The organism is Streptomyces sp. Ag109_G2-15 (genome assembly GCF_900215565.1).
GTDB classification, from domain to species: domain Bacteria; phylum Actinomycetota; class Actinomycetes; order Streptomycetales; family Streptomycetaceae; genus Streptomyces; species Streptomyces diastatochromogenes.
Genome location: NZ_OCNI01000001.1, coordinates 2,270,584 through 2,287,299, shown reverse-complemented (window position 1 = coordinate 2,287,299; position 16,716 = coordinate 2,270,584). Strand labels below are relative to the sequence as shown.

Genomic DNA, 16,716 nt, shown 5'->3' with positions numbered 1-16,716 from the left:
CCGGAGAGACTCACATGCACACGGTCCTGCTGCTGGCGGACGCGCCCGCGCAAACGCTCCCGGCCAGATCGATGATGGCCTTCACCCTGGCCTCCCACATCATCCTGGTGCCCCTCGGCGTCGCACTGCCGCTGATCACGCTCATCATGCACGGCTACGGACTGCGCCGTTCCGACCCGACAGCCCTGTTGCTGGCACGGCGGTGGTCGGCCGTCATGGCGGTCCAGTTCGCGATCGGGGTGGTCACCGGCACCGTGCTGTCCTTCGAGTTCGGGCTGCTGTGGCCGGGCATGATGGGCCGGTGGGGCGATGTCTTCGGCATCGGGTTCGGTGTCGAGGCCTGGGCCTTCTTCCTGGAAGCCGTCCTCATCGCCATCTATCTCTACGGCTGGCGAAGGCTTCCCTCCCGGACCCACTTCCTGCTCGGACTGCCCCTGCCGTTCGCGGCCCTGCTCGGCGCCTTCGGGATCCTGGCCGCCAACTCGTGGATGAACACCCCCCGTGGCTTCACCCTCGACTCCACCGGCAACCCCGTCGACGTGAAGATCTGGAAGGCGATCTTCACGCCCATGTTCGGTCCGCAGTACTGGCACTTCGTCGTGGCGATGTTCGTGACGGCGGGCTATGTCGTGGCCGGTGTCTACGCCGTCGGCCGGCTGCGCGGCCGCCGGAACCACTACCACCGGCTCGGTTTCACCATCCCCTTCACGCTGGCCGCGGTGCTCACCCCGGTGCAGTTCGTGCTCGGCGACTCCATCGCCCGGCAGGTCTTCCACAAGCAGCCGGTGAAGTTCGCCGCCATGGAGATCGTCTGGAAGACCGACACGCACCAGCCGGAGTACCTCTTCGGCCGGCTGCATCCGAACGGCACCATCTCCGGCGGCATCAAGATCCCCCAGCTCGACTCGATCCTCGCAGGGTTCCACGCGGACACCAAGGTGACCGGGCTGACCTCCGTGTCCGCGAGCGACCGGCCGACGGCCACTCAGGCCACCATCGCCCACTGGGCCTTCGACATCATGGTCGGGATCGGCTCCCTGCTGGTGCTGCTCGCGCTCTGGTACGCGGCGATGTGGCTGCTGCGCCGCAGGATGCCCGCCTCACCCTGGTTCTTCCGGTGCGCGGCCGTGGCCGGCGTCGCCTCCGTCGTCGCCGTCGAGTGCGGCTGGATCACCACCGAAGTGGGCCGCCAGCCGTGGATCGTCTACCAGAACATGCGGGTCGCGGAAGCGGTGACGGCCACCCGTTCCACCAGCCTGTGGATCATGTTCGGCCTGGTCGTCGTGGTGTACGTGTTCGTGTTCGGGTCGTTCCTCGCGGTGCTGCTGAAGATGCGCACCCGCTGGCGGCTCGCCGACGAGACGGGCGGACCCCGGACACCCGAGGAGACACCGGAGACGGACACACCGTACGGGCCGCGCTCCGCCGGGAGCCGGCTGTGATCGCCGGGGTCGTCGCCGTCGTCCTGCTGCTCGCGATCGCCGCCTACGCCTGCGCCGGCGGCACCGACTACGGAGCCGGCTTCTGGGACCTGACCGCGGGCGGCGCGGAGCGCGGCAAGCGCCCGCGATGGCTGATCGACCACGCGATGGCTCCCGTATGGGAGGTGAACAACGTCTGGCTGATCTTCGTGCTGGTCATCATGTGGACGGGTTTCCCCGTCTTCTTCCAGCAGGTGTTCACCACGATGTGGCTGCCCCTGGCGCTGGCCGCCGTGGGCATCGTGCTGCGCGGCGCCGGCTTCGCCCTGCGCAAGCCCACGCGGCGGCTGGCCGGGCGGCGCCTGTACGGAGCGGTGTTCGCCGCCTCGTCGCTCCTGACGCCGTTCTTCCTCGGTGCCGCCGTAGGGGGAGTGGCCTCGGGCCGGGTGACCGCCACGACACAGGCGTCGACGGACGCCTGGGCCAACCCCACCTCGCTGCTGTTCGGGCTGCTCGCCATCGCGGCCACGGCGCTGCTCGGCGCCGTCTTCCTCGCCGCGGACGCCCGGCGTTTCGCCGCGCCGGACCTGGACGGCTACTTCCGGCGGCGGGCACTGGGCGCCCTCGCCGTCGTCGCCGCTCTGGCCGTGATCACGTTGGTCGTCACGCACGGGGACGCGCCTCATGTGTGGCACGGACTCACGCACGGCGTGGGTCTCGTCTTCGTCATCGTCGCGGCGCTGGGCACGCTCGCCACCGCGTGGCTGCTGACGCGTCCTTCCGCGGCCTGGTCCCGGGTCACGGCGGTCGGCGTGGTCGCGTCGGCCGTCATCGCCTGGGGCATGGCGCAGCGCCCCTACCTCGTCCCGACCTCGCTGACCGTCGCCGAGGGCGCGGGCGCGCACACCACGCTGCGCTGGCTGGCCTTCGTCACCCTCGTCGCCGTCGTGCTCATCGTCCCCGCGGTCGTCTTCCTCTACTGGCTGGACACCCATGGCGAGCTGGAGGGCCTCACCGACGCCGACCTGCGGCGCGGCGCTGTCGATGACCGAGAATGACTTCCTGCTGGGCATCGGCCTGACGGTGGCCCTCACCGTGGGGTGCCAGATCCTCGCGGCCCGACTGCGGATCCCGGCGCTGGTCCTCCTGCTGCCGGCCGGGTTCACCGCCGGAGCGCTTACCGACGTCGTCCACCCCGACCAGCTCGTGAGAGCAGCCTTCTCCCCCCTGGTCTCGGTTTCGGTGGCGATCATCCTCTACGACGCCGGGATGGGGCTGGACCTGCGCCATCTCAAGGGCGCGACCCGCAAGGTCGTCCTCTGGCTCATGGTGCTCGGCGTGCTGCTCACGTGGGGAACCGTCATGGGTCTCGGGCCGGCCCTGTTCGGTGTGCCGACGGCCGTGGCCAGCATGATCGGTGTGATCCTCGTGGTGTCCGGGCCGACCGTCGTCGGCCCGCTGTCCTCGGCGCCGTCGCCTTCCACTCCATCCGCCGGCCGGCTGAACCGGGTCCGGACTACCGCCGGTCGAGAGCCCCGTTCAGGGTGAGGGCCGCGTCGATGAGGGCGAGATGGGTGAACGCCTGCGGGAAGTTGCCGAGCTGGCGGCCCGTCAGGTCGATCTCCTCCGAGTACAGGCCCACATGGTTGGCGTACCCCATCATCTTCTCGAACGCCAGCCTCGCCCGGTCGGTCCGCCCCGCCCGCGCCAGGGCGTCGACGTACATGAACGTGCACAGCGAGAAGGTGCCCTCCGAGCCCCGCAGGCCGTCGGGCGAGGCCTCGGGGTTGTAGCGGTAGACCAGGCTGTCGCTGACCAGTTCCTGCTCCATGGCGTCCAGGGTCGATGCCCACATCGGATCCCCGGGGGTGAGGAACCCGACCGTCGCCATGCGCAGCAGCGAGGAGTCCAGTACGCCACTGCCGTAGTGCTGGACGAACGCCTGACGTTCCTCGCTCCACCCCTTGGCCATGACCTGCTCGTAGACGGCGTCCCGCTCGGTGTGCCAGCGTTCGGCCGCGGACGGCCACCCTTTCGACTCGGCGAGTCGCAGCGCGCGGTCGAACGCCACCCATGACATGACACGGCCGTAGGTGAAGTCCTGGCGACCGCCGCGGGTCTCCCAGATACCCTCCTCCGCTTGGTCCCAGTGGTCGGCCAGCCAGTCCAGGTCGGTCCGCAGTGAGGTCCATCCCCCGTGCCCGACCTGGAAGCCGTGCCGGTGCGCGAAGTAGATGCTGTCCAGCGCCTCGCCGTAGATGTCGAGTTGGAGCTGCGTGGCGGCGCCGTTGCCGATCCGCACCGGCGCGGAACGCGCGTACCCCTCCCAGTGGTCGAGGATCTGCTCGTCCAGGTCGGAGGAGCCGTCGACCTTGTACATGATGTTCAGCGGGCCCGTGTCCCCCTCGCTGCCGGCCCGCTCCTTGACCCGGTCGCCCAGCCAGATGATGAACGCCCTGGCCTCCTCCGTGAAGCCCAGTCCCAGCAGGGCGTACACGGAGAAGGAGGCGTCTCGGATCCAGGTGAAGCGGTAGTCCCAGTTGCGCTCGCCGCCCAGTTGCTCCGGGAGAGCCGCCGTCGGGGCGGCCACCAGCCCGCCGCTGGGTGCGAAGGTCATGAGCTTCAGCGTGATCGCGGAACGCTCGACCATTTCCCGCCAGCGCCCGGTGTAGCGCGATTGGGTCAGCCAGGAGCGCCAGAACCCCACGGTCTCGTCGAAGAGCCGTTGGTGTTCGTCGCGGCGGACCTCCGTGGGCGGCCCCTCGGCGCCCATCTCCAGCACCAGCCCGCGCTGTTGGCCGGCCTGCAGGGTCACTGAGAGGTGCAGGTCGGCGTCCCGGTCGGTGAGAACGTCCGCCAGCTGTTCGTCCTCCGGTTCGCGGATCGGGTGCACGGTGAGTTCGGTGCCGTCCTGCGCGGCGAAGGCCGCTCCGTGCTGGGTGATGCGCAACCGGTGTGCCTGGCGTCCGTAGTCGAACCGCGGGGCGATGTCCACCTCGAACGTCATGCTGCCGCGCACACAGCGGACCAGGCGGACCAGCCGGTGGCGGCCCGTGACCGTCGTACCGGTCACGGGCATGAAGTCGACCACCTCACCGGCGCCCGCCTCTGTCATGAACCGGGTCACCAGGATCGCCGTGTCGGGGAGGTACAACTGCTTGGTCGCATAGGTCGTGTGCGCCGGCCGGACCGTGCAGTGCCCGCCCTTCTCCTTGTCCAGAAGCGCCCCGAACACACTCGGTGAGTCGAACCGAGGGGAGCAGAACCAGTCGACCACTCCGTCGGTGGTCACCAGCGCCGCGGTCTGCAGATCGCCGATCAGACCGTGGTTCTCGATCAGCGGGTAGTCGTCCATAGGGGGGTGCCCCCTTCCGGTGTGCGATTCACCCGAACGCACCCCCCCTGCGATCAGCGTAGAGCCAGTGCTACGGCCGTGCAGCGGCACGGCGGGCCGCGCGGCGCCACAGGCGTCGCTGCACCCGCAGGGTGAGGACGCCGACGATCACGAGGACGACCACGTTGAGCAGCAACTGGAGCAGCGAACCCCATGCCTGGTGCCAGTCGGCGAAGGCGAGGGACACGGCGATGTCCGAGGCGGCGGGAATCGTGGTCACGGAGATGAAGACCCCGAGCAGGGCGCTGCCCCGTGCCTCGGTGAGCGAGACGATTCCGACGACGCCGGCGAGGACGGCGACGGCGACGGAGAAGAAGTCCGGTGTGTCGATGAGGTGGGAGACGGGGCGCAGGCCCAGCTCGAACGCGGTGGACTGCAGGCCGGCAGCCCGCGTCAGCGCGGCGAAACCCAGAGTGACCACGATGGCCAGCAGGAACCCGACCGTCAGCGCCCGTACTCCCTCCCACACCCTGCGGCGGTTACGGCGGTCGAGGCCGAGGGCGATGCTGGTGATCGCGTTGTACTCGGGCCCGACCACCATGGCCGCCACGATGAGGATCTGCGAGTTCGTCATGATGCCGACCGAGCCGATGAGCCCGGCGATCACCAGAAACAGGTAGAAGGACGGCGGATAGGTCCCCTCCGCCCGGATGTGGGCCTCGACCGCGGCCCACAACGGCGTGTGGACCAGCGCGCTCGGCTGGTCGGCCTCGATCTGCTCGGCGTGCCGCGAGAACATCATGTCGACGTCGTCGACCGCGATCGACCCCGTACGGTCGACGCCCAGCCTGCGCAGGTCGCCCAGCACGCCGTTCGCGGCGCCCTTCAGCACGTCGCACTCCAGCGCGTCACCGCCCGGGACGTGGGCCGCCCTGACGACCACGAGGTTGAGGACGCGATCGTGCGCGGCGAGCAGGTCGACGGCCTGCTGGGTGAGCGCGGGCGGCATGACCATGCGGAAGTGGATCAGATCCATCCGCAACCTCCTGAGCGGGGCCCGCCGGACACCGGGCTCACCGGTCCTGCGCGCCTTCGTCGTCCCGGAGACTTCTCCAGACGCGGGTGCGGTGCAGCACGTAGAGGGCGAGGAGGAGGACGCCTGCCTGCAGCCCGACGGCGAGCAGCCAGAAGACGGCTCTGCTCTCCATCTCGTCCGTCAGGTAGGTGAAGTTCATGCCGAAGTACCCGGTCAGGAACGTCAACGGCAGGAAGACCACCGACACGATGGCCAGCCGGTTGATCACGCGGTTCTGCTCGCCCGCCACGAGGGAGGAGTAGCTGGCGAAGGCCCGCCGGGTGGCCTCCTGCAGGGACTCGATGTCGGCGAGCACCAGCCGGCCGGCGTGCTGGAACTCCCGGGCGAGCCGCTGCCGCTCCTCCGGGAAGCTGGGGTTCAGCATCCTGCGCGCGATGACCTCGTCCGTCGTCTGGAGGTAGGGGAGGAGGAAGTGGTGCAGCAGCGCGGCACGCCGCCGTAGCCGTGCCAGGCGATAGATCTGCTGGGGGCGCCGATGCTCGAAGATCTGGTCCTCGAGGTCCTCCACCTCCAGGAGGTGCGCCACCGCGGCCCGGCGAAACGTCTCCAGGGCCTCCTCCAGCAGCAGGAACAGCACGGCCACCGTGTCGGGCGGGCTCTCCTGCCCGAGCCGTGCGATGAGACCTTCCAGCGGTTCGGCCGGTCCCCGGTGGAGCGTGACCAGATGACGTTCCGTCACCAGTGCGTGCACGTGGACGAAGTCGCCCTCTTCGACCACGGGTACGACGAAACCGGCGCGGTCGCCGTGGAACTCGGCCCGCGCCGGTACACCCGGTCTGCCGAACCAGGGCGGACTCTCGTCCTTCAGACCGAGCAGACCGACGACCTCCTGCTCATCTGCCGCCGGCCCGTCGGACAGTTGGACGTCGGCGAGCAGGAAGTCGGATACGGCGAGGCGCGCGCGTGTCTCCGACAGGCTCGTACGAGTGGTGATTCCTCCGGGCATCGACACCACCGAAACGATCATCGTCCCTCACCGTTTTCCCAGGTCGTAGCTCCCACGGTGCGCACACTCCGGCGCCGGCGCTCCCGGACACACGCAGTCGCCCCGACGGGTGCCCCGAACGAGTGACCGGTCAGGCCACCGACCACGGTCCGACCCCGAGGACGTCGAGCATCGCCCGGGTGGCGGGGCTGGGGTTGAACCGGCTCCACGCCAGATACTCGATGCGATGCGGTCCGTCGACCACCGGGACCAGCGCCAGTCGGGGGTCGTCGGCGGCCAGCGGCCGGATGAACGCCGACGGCAGCAGCGCGATGCCGAGCCCGCGCGCGATCAGCCGGGTGATCAGCTCGACGACACCGGCCTCGTACGCGACGTCACGGACCAGTCCCGCGGCGGCGAAGGCCTGATCGGACTGGGCCCGGGCGGGTGTCCCGGCCACGAAGTCCACGAACGTCTCCTCGGCGATGTCGTGCAGCGTGACCCGGGCAGCGCCCGCGAGCCGGTGCCCGGCCGGCACCACCAGCACATGTGCGTCATGGTCGAGAACGACGGTCTCCACACCGGAGGGCCGCTCGTCCTCCGGCAGGCCGAGGAACGCGATGTCCAGGCCGCCGCCGCGGACCGCCTCCACCAGCTCGTCGCTGCGCCCGGAGCGGAGGACGACGCGGACGTCCGGGTGCTGGGCGCGGTACCGCTGCAGCAGCTCGGGTACGTCGACGGCGGCCGTGGTCACGATCACGCCGACGGCGAGCCGGCCGCGTACGACGCCGGTCGCGGCGGCGGCGTCGGCGGCCGCGCGGTCGGCAGCGGCCAGGCAGTCCCGCGCGCCGGCGAGAAACGCCGCTCCTGCGCTGGTCAGCTCCACGCGGCGGCTGGACCGGGCGAACAGCTTGACCCCGAGCTCCCGCTCCAGGCTCGCGATCCGGTGACTGAGTGACGACTGCACCACGAAACAGCGCTCGGCCGCGCGCGTGAAGTTGCGGGTTTCGGCGACGGCGACGACGTAGCGCATCTGCTGGAGATCCATCCGGCAATCGTTCTTGTTCATAGGTGGCATGGCAAGCATGCGTTGGACTCATGGCCCGTCGTGCTGAGACTTCATCACATGCATTCCCTGACCGAGAGATCGCCGGTCCCGCTGCGGACCCCACCCGGCGGGCAGGCGGCGACGTTCGCGCTGACCGCCCTCGCCCCCGCGTCCTGGGGCACCACGTACGTCGTGACCACGCACCTGTTACCGCCCGGGCATCCGCTCTTCGCCGGGCTGATGCGCGCCCTGCCCGCCGGGCTGCTCGCGCTGGCGATCACCCGGGTCCTCCCGCGCGGGGACTGGTGGTGGAAGGCCGCCGTCCTCGGCGTCCTCAACATCGGCGGGATGCCCCTGCTGTTCCTGGCGGCCGGCCGACTCCCCGGCGGTGTCGCCGCCACCCTCGGCGCGGCCCAGCCGCTGCTGGTCGCCGGCCTGGCCCTCGCGGTGCTCCGCGACCGGCCCACGGTCCGGGGGCTGACCTGGGGCGTGATCGGCGTGATCGGCGTCGGACTCGTCGTGCTCGGTCCGCAGGCCCGGCTGGACGCCGTCGGGGTGCTCGCCGGCCTCGGCCATACGGCCACCATGGCCGGCGGGGTCGTCCTCACCAAGCGCTGGGGCCGCCCCGCGGAGGCCGGTCCACTGACCCTGGCCGGCTGGCAACTGACGGTCGGCGGCCTGCTGCTGCTCCCGCTCACCCTCACGTTCGAGGGGGTGCCGCAGCGGATCGACGCCGGAGCCGTCGGCGGCTACCTGTGGCTCGGCAGCATGGGCGGGCTGATCGCGTACACGCTGTGGTTCCGCGGGATCGGAAAGCTGCCGCTCGGCGCGTCCGCACCGCTGGTGCTGCTGTCTCCGCTGGTCGCGACCGTCATAGGCATCGCGCTGGGCGAGTCCCTGAACCCGCTGCAGACCTTGGGTTTCGCCCTCGCCCTGGCCGCGCTGCTGGCCGCGCAGCTCAACACCCCGAACCAGATCCGAGGAGGACGGAATCGATGAAGACGGGTTCGCTGAAGACGAGTTCGATGATGGCGGGTTCGATGATGGCGGGTTCGTCGACCGCAGGCATGACGATCGCCGTTCTGGGCGCGACCGGCATGGTCGGCAGCCGGGTGATCGCCGAGGCCGGTGCGCGCGGACACCAGGTGCTCGCCCTGTCCCGGAAGCCCGCGAGCGAGGACCCGAACGTGACACCGATCGCGGTCGACGCGACCGACGCGTACGCCGTACGCGAGGCGCTCGCGGGCTCCCCGTCGAACGGCGCCGCGGACGCGGTCGTGCTGAGCGTGCGGACTGCTCCGGTCGACCAGGAGTTCCTGGTCGGAGCCACCCGTACGGTGCTGGACATCGCCGCGCAGCTGGGGATCCGCGTCCTCGTGGTCGGCGGCGCCGGTACCTTGCGCAGCCCCGACGACCACGACCTGCTGGTCGCCGACAACCCCGCATACGTGCCCGCCGAACTGAGGCCCATCGCCGCCGCCGGGGTGGCCCAGCTGCGCACCTGCCAGGCTCATCCCGGCGCCGACTGGGCCTACCTGAGCCCGCCGGCCCTGCTCGAACCCGGTGACCGGACCGGCCGCTACCGGCGCGGCACCGACACCCTGCTCACCAGTGCCGACGGGCGCTCGTGGATCAGCGCCGAGGACCTGGCCGTCGCCGTGCTCGACGAACTGGAGACCCCTGGCCCCGAACGTCGCATCACGGTCGTCCACCGCGACGAAAGCCGGCCGACACCCTGACGGACACGGTGCTCGTCAGGCCGGCCGGCCGAGCGCGGCGGCGATCACTGTTTCGAGTTGCCGTGCGATCCGGTCCAGGGGCTGCGCGCTGTGCTTGGCACGGCACATGGCGGTGGCGCCCTCGACCGACGCCACGACGAGGGCCGCGAGATCCGCGGCCTGATCGGGGGTCACTCCGTGCTCCCCCAGCGACTCGGCGAGCAGGCCCTCCCAGCCCTCGAACGCCTCGGCGGCGGCGACTAGGGCGGGCGGGATCTCGTCGGCCGGCGGTTCCTCGACGGAGACGGCCAGCACGGGGCAGCCGGCGCGGAAGTCGCTGTCGACGACGATGCCGCGCCACAGGGCCAGGAAGGCCCGGAGTCCGGGGACCGGGCCCGCGCCCAGCTCCTCGCGGAGGACGCGGCCGACGGCCGTGCCCGCGTACCGCACGGCCTCGGTGGCCAGCTGCTGCTTCCCCTCGGGGAAGTAGTGGTAGGTCGAGCCGAGCGGCGCCTCGGCGTGCTTGGCCACCTCCCGGATGCTCGCGGCGCTCAGGCCGCGCCTGCTGATCAGGTCGGCCGCACCGGCCACGATGCGCTCGCGCGAAGGCCCGCCGGTTCTGGCCAAGACCGTTCTCCCCTCTGGTTATAACGCTCGTCATAGTCTAGCGTGGCCGCCGGTTATAACGACCGTTATAGAGCGTGCGCAGAGCACGAACAGAGCACGAGGGGAGACTTCGTCATGCCGATGATCCGGCTCACCGTCCCGTCCGGCGCCCTGACCGAGGAGGGCCGCAGGACGGTCCGGCGCGACCTGGCCGCCGTACTCCTGCGCTGGGAGGGAGCGCCCGACACGGCGTTCTTCCGTGCCCAGGCGTGGAGCTACCTGGTCGAGCTGCCCGAGGGCGCGCAGACCACCGCCGAGGACGACGCGCCCCGCTTCCTGGTGGACGTGACCGTCCCACAGGGCGCCGTGTCCGAGCGCCGCAAGGCCGGCCTGGTCGAGGACGCCACCAGGACCGTGCTCAAGGCCGCCGGGCTCTCCCCGGCCGACGCCCTGCGGGTGTGGGTGCTGGTGCACGAACAGCCCGACGGCACCTGGGGCGCGGGCGGCTCCGTCATCCGCTACGCCGACCTGGTCACCCTCGCGAAGGGGCAGCAGGAGCAGACGGGGCAGCAGGCCGATGCGTGAACTGACCTACGTCGCCCGCCACACCGTCGAATGGCGCGAGGCACCCGAACCCAGGCTCCAGTCGGACCAGCAGGCCATCGTCGCCCCGGTGGCCGCGACCTCCTGCGACGTGGACTCGGCGATCCTGGCGGGACATGCCACGCGGCGGCAGCCGCACATCAGACACAGCATCGACCCGCCGTTCGGGCACGAATGCGTGGCCAGGGTCGTCGACACCGGCGACGCGGTGACGTCCGTGACCCCCGGTGACCTGGTGGTCGTCCCCTGGTCCCTCAACTGCGGCACCTGCGACAACTGCCGCGCCGGACTGACCGCCCACTGCACGGCCGTACCCCACATGGCCATGTACGGCGCCCCCATCGGCGGCACCTGGGGCGGACTCTTCTCCGACCTGGTCCGCGTCCCCTGGGCGGACGCCATGCTGGTCCCCCTGCCCGCCGACCTCGACCCGGTGGCCATGGCCGCGGCGAGCGACAACTGGTCCCTGTCCTGGCGCCTGGTCGCCCCCCACCTGAGGAACAGGCCCGGAGCCCGGGTCCTGGTCGTCGCCCGCGGCAGCATCGGCCTCTACGTCTGCGACATCGCCCGGGCGCTCGGCGCCTCGGACGTCCTGTACGTCGACCCCGACCCGGAGCACCGGGGGCTCGCCGAGAGCTACGGCGCCCGTACCGCCGAGCAGGCCGAACCCGTCCACCACGGCTTCGACCTGGCCGTGGAGGCCACGGGCCGCGTGGACCAGCTCGCCCTGGCGGTCAGGTCCCTCGCCCCGGAAGGCGTCTGCGAGTCCGCGGGCAACCACTTCCGCCCCGGCGAGCTGCCCCTGCTCGACATGTACCTCACCGGCGTCACCCTGCGCATCGCCCGCGACAACGTCCGCGCGCACATCCCCGAGGCCCTCGCCCTCGCCCGCTCCGGCCAGGTCGACCCCGCCCGGGTGGTCTCCCACGTCCTCGACTGGGAGCAGCTCCCCGACGCGCTCCCCGAGAAGCACCTCAAACCGGTCTTCGTCCGCGGCGAGGCGTGAGGGCGGGGCACGGGGTGTCTCAGCCGACCTTGATGTGCTGGTCCATTCCCATCTGCTTGTGGCTGTCGACCGGGCAGTAGACGTCGTACGTGCCCTTCTTGAGGGTCACCGTCACCGTCCCGCTGTGGCCGGCCGGGATGTCCTTGGTCCGGGCGTCCTCCACACCGGGTCCGTCGATGGACAGGGCGTGGGTGATCGTGCCGTGGTTGTCGGCGACGAAGGTGTAGGTGCCTGGGGTGAACGACGACCGGGACAGCTTCAGCATGAACTCGCTCTCGGTGACCGTCACCCGGGTCCCTGACGCCGCTTGGGTCGTGCCGGAGCCGGCCGAGCCGCTCGCCTGACCGCCGCCCCCGCTCGAACAGGCCGCCAGGACGAGAGCGGCGCAGAAGGCCCCCGCTGTCGTACGGAGCGCCGTACGGGTCGTATGTGCCGGGATTGCCGGGATCGCCATCTGGCTCATCCCCTTCGATGTCAGGGAAGGGCCCCTATGACGGATACGTTCGAGCGGGCCAGATGGTTCGTGCCGGCGGCTGCCAGTGGCTCGGCCGCAGGGACCCCGTGCTCACACCCGCCCCCCAAGCCCTGTGCGATGGGCTTAACCCCTGGTGATCGGGCGCAGAGACACCCACGTAATGAGCGGTTCGTACCGTCACGAGGGGTGAGATCGGACCGAGCACAGCAAGGGAGGCGCCCGTGGCCGCGCCGGGCTCGTGGACTGAGGGCACGACGAAGGTGCGGACGGTCTGCTCGTACTGCGGGGTGGGCTGCGGCATGGTCCTCGACGTCGGCAGGGCAGCGGACGGACGGCGTACGGTCCTGAAGGCGACCGGGGACAAGGAGCACCCGGCGAACTTCGGCCGGCTGTGCACCAAGGGCGCGACCACCGTGGACCTGCTCGCCGCCCCGGGCCGGCTGACCACCGCCCTCGTCCGGCCGGACCGCGGCGAGGAGCCGCAGCCCGCGCCGGTGGCCGCCGCTGTCGCCGAGACCGCCCGCCGGCTGCGCGCGATCATCGACGAGCACGGCCCCGACGCGGTCGCCCTCTATGTGTCCGGGCAGATGAGCCTGGAGGCGCAGTACCTGGCGAACAAGCTGGCCAAGGGCTTCATCCGGACCAACCAGATCGAGTCGAACTCCCGGCTGTGCATGGCGAGCGCCGGTACCGGCTACAAGCTGTCGCTGGGCGCGGACGGGCCGCCCGGCTCGTACCAGGACTTCGACCAGGCCGACGTCTTCTTCGTCATCGGCTCCAACATGGCCGACTGCCATCCGATCCTCTTCCTGCGGATGATGGAGCGGGTGAAGTCGGCGGGCGCCAAGCTGATCGTCGTGGACCCGCGGCGCACCGCCACCGCCGACAAGGCCGACCTGTTCCTGCAGATCAAGCCAGGTACCGACCTCGCCCTGCTCAACGGGCTGCTGCACCTCCTGCACGCGAACGGCCACACCGACCCCGGCTTCATCGCCGCGCACACCGAGGGCTGGGAGGCGATGCCCGCCTTCCTCGCCGACTACCCGCCCGCCACCGTCGCGGAGATCACCGGCATCCCGGAGGACGACATCCGCGAGGCCGCCCGGCTGATCGGCGAGGCGGGGGAGTGGACGAGCTGCTGGACGATGGGCCTCAACCAGTCCACGCACGGCACCTGGAACACCAACGCCCTGGTCAACCTGCACCTCGCCACCGGCGCGATCTGCCGCCCGGGCTCCGGCCCCTTCTCCCTCACCGGCCAGCCCAACGCCATGGGCGGCCGCGAGATGGGCTACATGGGCCCGGGGCTGCCCGGGCAGCGCTCCGTGCTCGTCGACGCCGACCGGGCCTTCGTCGAGGAGCTGTGGGAGCTGGAGCCGGGCGCCCTGCGCGCCGACGGCGTCGGCAAGGGCACGGTCGAGATGTTCCGGAAGCTGGCCGATGGGGACATCAAGGCGTGCTGGATCATCTGCACCAACCCGGTCGCCTCCGTCGCGAACCGCAAGACGGTCATCGAGGGCCTGGAGGCGGCCGAGTTCGTCGTCACGCAGGACGTGTTCGCCGAGACGGAGACGAACGCGTACGCCGACGTCGTCCTGCCCGGCGCGCTCTGGACCGAGACCGAGGGCGTCCTGATCAACAGCGAGCGCAACCTGACCCTCGCCCGGCCGGTCGCCGATCCGCCCGGCGAGGCGATGGCGGACTGGCGGATCATCGCCGCCGTGGCCCGCGCGATGGGCTGTGAACAGGGCTTCTCGTACGACAGCGCCGAGCAGGTCTTCGAGGAGATCAGGCGCGCCTGGAACCCGGGGACCGGCTGGGACCTGCGCGGTGTGAGCTACGAGCGGCTGCGGGAGACGCCCGTGCAGTGGCCGGCGGCGAGCGCCGACGGTCCCGACCGCAACCCGATCCGGTACGTCGACGAGGACGGCTCGCTCTCCTTCCCGACCGCGAGCGGCCGCGCGGTCTTCTACGCCCGCCCGCACATCCCGGCCGCGGAGATGCCCGACGACGACTACCCGTACGTGCTCAACACCGGCCGCCTCCAGCACCAGTGGCACACGCTGACGAAGACGGGCAGGGTGGCCAAGCTGAACAAGCTCAACCCCGGTCCCTTCGTGGAGGTGCACCCGCGGGACGCGGCCGAGCTGGGCCTCGCGGAGGGGGACTCGGTGGAGGTCGCTTCGCGCCGCGGGCGGGCCGTGCTGCCCGCGGTCGTCACCGACCGGGTGCGGCCGGGCTGCTGTTTCGCCCCGTTCCACTGGAACGACCTGTTCGGCGAGTACCTGAGCGTCAACGCCGTGACCAGCGACGCCGTCGACCCGCTGTCGTTCCAGCCCGAGTTCAAGGTGTGCGCGGTCTCGCTGACCAAGGCGGCCACCCCGGTGACGGTACGGACTCCGGTCCTGGTGACAACTCCGGCCACGGCCCAGGCGTCGTCCACCGAGGTCCCACCCCCCGCTGCCCTTTCTTCTACGTCCGCCCCCGCCCCGTTCGGTCTGGAGCCCGGACCGCCGCCGGTCCTGGCCGAACACGAACGCCGCTATCTGACCGGCTTCCTGGCCGGCATTCCGTCGGGCGCCCCGGGCGTACCGGTGCTGCCACCGGACGCCCCGTTCAGCCCGGAGCACCGGCTGTGGGTGAACGGCGTGCTGGCCGGGATGTACTCCAGGACCGAGGCCACGCACGCTGTCATCGGCTCCCCGGAGCCGTCCGCGCCGCCCGCGCACGCTCCCCGCCGCCAGGTCGTGATCCTCTGGGCGTCGCAGACCGGGAACGCCGAGGAGTTCGCGACCGCCGCGGCCGAGCGGCTCACCGTGGACGGCCACCTCGCCGCCCTCCTGCCCATGGAGGACGCGGACCCCGCCGCACTGCCGTCCGACACCGACCTGCTGCTGATCACGAGCACCTTCGGCGACGGCGACGCCCCGGACAACGGCGCCGGCTTCTGGGACGCTCTCACCGCACCCGACGCCCCGCGCCTGAAGGGCCTGCGCTACGCCGTCCTGGCCTTCGGCGACTCCTCGTACGACGACTTCTGCGGCCACGGCCGCCGCCTCGACCGGCGCATGGCGGAGCTGGACGCGGTACAGCTGGCCCCGCGCACCGACTGCGAACCGGACTACGAGACGGCTGCGGACGCCTGGCTGGACCAGGTGCGCACCGCGCTGAAGGGCACGGAGCAGCCGGCCACCGCCCCGGCCGCCACCGCCCCGGTCCTGGCTGCCCCTACGACTCCCCGACCTCCCCGCCCCGCCCCCACCACCGCCCGCCTCACCGGCAACCGCCTGCTGAGCCTGCCCGGCGCGGGCAAGGAGGTCCGCCGCTTCACCTTCGACACCCGCGACAGCGACACCCCGCTGGTCTACGAGGCCGGCGACGCCCTGGCCGTACACCCGGTGAACTCTTCGGCGCTCGTGACGGAGTGGCTGGCCGTGACCGGCCTGGACGCGGATACGACCGTCCAGATCAAGAACGCCGGAGACGTGCCCTTCGCCGAGGCCCTGCTGCGCCACCTGGACATCACCCGCATCACCCCCGACCTGCTGCGCTTCGCCGCCGACCGCACCCGCGACCCGCGCGAGCTGCGCAAGCTGCTGCGGCCGGACAACAAGGGCGAGCTGGCGCAGTGGTCCTGGGGACGCCAGGCCGTCGACGTGGTCGCCGATTTCGGCCTCCGGGCCGGAGCACAGGAGTGGGCCGACCTCCTGCCGCGCCTGCAACCCCGCCTGTACTCCATATCCTCCAGCCCGCTGACCGACCCCCACCTGGTGTCCCTGACCGTCTCCGTCGTCCGCTACGAGAACCTGCGCGGCCGTCCCCGCCAGGGCGTCTGCTCCCCCTTCCTCGCGGACGCCGAGCCCGGCACCCCGGTGCCGGTCCGCGTCCAGCGGGCGCCGCACTTCCGCCCGCCCGCCGACCCCGCCGCGCCGGCGGTGATGGTGGGCCCCGGCACGGGCATCGCGCCCTTCATCGGCTTCCTGGAGGAACGCCGGGCCCGCGGCCACCGCGCCCCGAACTGGCTGTTCTTCGGCGAACAGCACCGGGCGACCGACTTCTACTACGAGGAGGAGCTGGCCGCCCACCTCGCCGACGGCACCCTCACCCGCCTGGACACCGCCTTCTCCCGCGACCAGCGCGCCAAGGTCTACGTCCAGGACCGGATGCGCGAACACGGCCCGCTGCTGTGGTCCTGGCTCCGCGACGGCGCCCACTTCTACGTCTGCGGCGACGCCTCCCGCATGGCCAAGGACGTCGACCAGGTCCTGCACGAGATCGCCACCGTCCACGGCGGCCTGACCGAGGCGGAGGCGACGGCGTACGTCAAGCAGCTCGCCGCCGACAAGCGCTACGTACGCGACGTGTACTGACCGTCACCGGGCGAGGGCCGAATTCACCCGAATGGAGTACCCGATCGGCCTGGGCCGAGGATCTGGCAGATAGTGGAACTGGTACGACGTCTCGATGGGCCCCGACGGCTCAGC

At 71.3% G+C, this 16,716-nt stretch carries 14 protein-coding genes; 8 read left to right on the top strand and 6 right to left on the bottom strand.

The window, feature by feature from the left end:
* Positions 1 to 14 precede the first annotated feature (14 nt).
* The 3 genes from CRP49_RS09975 to CRP49_RS09965 are packed head-to-tail and all read left to right on the top strand — an operon-like array spanning position 15 to position 2,969.
* The gene (locus tag CRP49_RS09975) at positions 15 to 1,442 is read left to right on the top strand and encodes a cytochrome ubiquinol oxidase subunit I (protein WP_097253058.1); all 1,428 of its coding nucleotides are present in this window, start codon (positions 15 to 17) and stop codon (positions 1,440 to 1,442) included.
* Positions 1,439 to 2,479 carry a cytochrome d ubiquinol oxidase subunit II gene (locus CRP49_RS09970; protein ID WP_097253057.1) on the top strand — a complete coding sequence of 347 codons (1,041 nt, stop codon included), beginning with the start codon at positions 1,439 to 1,441 and terminating at the stop codon, positions 2,477 to 2,479. Before CRP49_RS09975 ends, CRP49_RS09970 begins: the two co-directional genes overlap by 4 nt.
* Positions 2,466 to 2,969 (top strand): cation:proton antiporter, encoded by a 504-nt coding sequence (locus CRP49_RS09965; RefSeq protein WP_097253056.1) that lies wholly within the window; start codon positions 2,466 to 2,468, stop codon positions 2,967 to 2,969. The genes CRP49_RS09970 and CRP49_RS09965 overlap by 14 nt, the downstream gene beginning before the upstream one ends.
* On the opposite strand, the gene CRP49_RS09960 is transcribed toward CRP49_RS09965, so the two are convergent.
* The 4 genes from CRP49_RS09960 to CRP49_RS09945 all read right to left on the bottom strand — a co-directional run bounded on the left by CRP49_RS09960 (position 2,938) and on the right by CRP49_RS09945 (position 7,824).
* Positions 2,938 to 4,776 carry a glycoside hydrolase family 15 protein gene (locus CRP49_RS09960; protein ID WP_097253055.1) on the bottom strand — a complete coding sequence of 613 codons (1,839 nt, stop codon included), beginning with the start codon at positions 4,774 to 4,776 and terminating at the stop codon, positions 2,938 to 2,940. The two genes, CRP49_RS09965 and CRP49_RS09960, sit on opposite strands and share 32 nt — an antisense overlap.
* Before the next feature lie 70 nt (positions 4,777 to 4,846).
* On the bottom strand, positions 4,847 to 5,791 hold the full coding sequence (locus CRP49_RS09955) for a DUF389 domain-containing protein (RefSeq protein ID WP_097253054.1): 945 nt from the start codon (positions 5,789 to 5,791) through the stop codon (positions 4,847 to 4,849).
* 37 nt (positions 5,792 to 5,828) lie between these two features.
* Complete coding sequence (locus tag CRP49_RS09950) at positions 5,829 to 6,797, bottom strand: CorA family divalent cation transporter (RefSeq protein ID WP_097257276.1); 969 nt, start codon at positions 6,795 to 6,797, stop codon at positions 5,829 to 5,831.
* A gap of 130 nt (positions 6,798 to 6,927) precedes the next feature.
* Positions 6,928 to 7,824, bottom strand: coding sequence for a LysR family transcriptional regulator (locus CRP49_RS09945; RefSeq protein ID WP_097253053.1), 897 nt, complete (start codon positions 7,822 to 7,824; stop codon positions 6,928 to 6,930).
* 78 nt (positions 7,825 to 7,902) lie between these two features.
* On the opposite strand from CRP49_RS09945, the gene CRP49_RS09940 reads away from it, so the two are divergent.
* Both CRP49_RS09940 and CRP49_RS09935 read left to right on the top strand, forming a co-directional pair.
* Positions 7,903 to 8,823, top strand: coding sequence for an EamA family transporter (locus tag CRP49_RS09940; RefSeq protein WP_097253052.1), 921 nt, complete (start codon positions 7,903 to 7,905; stop codon positions 8,821 to 8,823).
* Between the two features lie 68 nt (positions 8,824 to 8,891).
* Positions 8,892 to 9,563, top strand: coding sequence for an NAD(P)-dependent oxidoreductase (locus tag CRP49_RS09935; protein WP_097257275.1), 672 nt, complete (start codon positions 8,892 to 8,894; stop codon positions 9,561 to 9,563).
* Positions 9,564 to 9,578: 15 nt separating this feature from the next.
* Here the strand turns inward: CRP49_RS09935 and CRP49_RS09930 are convergent, their stop codons facing one another.
* Positions 9,579 to 10,169, bottom strand: coding sequence for a TetR/AcrR family transcriptional regulator (locus CRP49_RS09930; protein ID WP_097253051.1), 591 nt, complete (start codon positions 10,167 to 10,169; stop codon positions 9,579 to 9,581).
* A 114-nt stretch (positions 10,170 to 10,283) separates the two neighbouring features.
* On the opposite strand from CRP49_RS09930, the gene CRP49_RS09925 reads away from it, so the two are divergent.
* Together CRP49_RS09925 and CRP49_RS09920 are read left to right on the top strand one after the other, a co-directional pair.
* The gene (locus CRP49_RS09925) at positions 10,284 to 10,733 is read left to right on the top strand and encodes a tautomerase family protein (RefSeq protein WP_097253050.1); all 450 of its coding nucleotides are present in this window, start codon (positions 10,284 to 10,286) and stop codon (positions 10,731 to 10,733) included.
* Complete coding sequence (locus CRP49_RS09920; protein ID WP_097253049.1) at positions 10,726 to 11,757, top strand: zinc-binding dehydrogenase; 1,032 nt, start codon at positions 10,726 to 10,728, stop codon at positions 11,755 to 11,757. The genes CRP49_RS09925 and CRP49_RS09920 overlap by 8 nt, the downstream gene beginning before the upstream one ends.
* Positions 11,758 to 11,776: 19 nt before the next feature.
* On the opposite strand, the gene CRP49_RS46435 is transcribed toward CRP49_RS09920, so the two are convergent.
* Positions 11,777 to 12,211, bottom strand: coding sequence for a hypothetical protein (locus CRP49_RS46435; RefSeq protein ID WP_143669976.1), 435 nt, complete (start codon positions 12,209 to 12,211; stop codon positions 11,777 to 11,779).
* Between the two features lie 320 nt (positions 12,212 to 12,531).
* On the opposite strand from CRP49_RS46435, the gene CRP49_RS09910 reads away from it, so the two are divergent.
* Entirely contained in the window at positions 12,532 to 16,602 is a 4,071-nt protein-coding gene (locus CRP49_RS09910) for a molybdopterin-dependent oxidoreductase (protein WP_373560389.1), read from the top strand.
* Positions 16,603 to 16,716 lie beyond the last annotated feature (114 nt).